This window comes from Bacteroides sp. ET71 (genome assembly GCF_023336905.1).
In the GTDB taxonomy this organism is placed as follows: domain Bacteria; phylum Bacteroidota; class Bacteroidia; order Bacteroidales; family Bacteroidaceae; genus Bacteroides.
On record NZ_JAMBLS010000131.1, the window covers coordinates 1 to 639 of the forward strand.

The following is a 639-nucleotide window of genomic DNA, read 5'->3' on the forward strand; positions in this document are numbered from 1 at the left end:
GAAGCAGGGAGGGCAAGGCTTTCGACGCTTCATTGGTATTGCGCCCCGACTTCTCCGTGGGCTACGAGTTTGCCGACAAGAAACCATCCAAAGGCAAATCTTCCAAGAAATGACCCTCCCGACATCAACTCGGACTTGAAGCGGGATGAGGTCGGACTTGATGTGCCATGAAGTCCGGCTTGATGCTACATCAGGTACGGCTTCATCCTATACAGGCATAAAATGTATTTTGTAACACGAATAAAAAGAAGAATCATGAATCCGAACAAACCGAACATGCCGGCTCCGTCGGTAGAGCCGGACGAACTGTCCTATTACCGCCTTACCCTGTTGTCCTACCTCCGCGAATCGCATCCCGAACGGGCTGCCGACGATGCTTTTATCCGCGCGCGTGCCGAACTTGCCGCCGAAGCGTTCAGCAATGCCGTCAGGTCGGGCATGAATTATGACGAAGCCGTCCAACAGGCGGACGAGGTGCTGTTTCAGGGTCTGCACTTTTCCCGGCTCGACACGCTCATCACCGTGTTGTGGAACGAGTTTGCCGATGAGGTACCCGCAGGCCGCGCCCGCGAGGTAGCTCTCCAGCTCCTGCCCGAATGCGGCAGGGTGTTCAGCGGTTACGACCTGAGCGACGGTTTT

The 639-nt window shown here is 55.7% G+C and carries 1 protein-coding gene; it reads left to right on the forward strand.

What is annotated here, in order from left to right; genetic code table 11:
• Positions 1-255: 255 nt before the first annotated feature.
• Positions 256-639: DUF1896 family protein (locus tag M3090_RS15525; protein ID WP_249057771.1), on the forward strand; the 384-nt coding region annotated here is incomplete at its 3' end.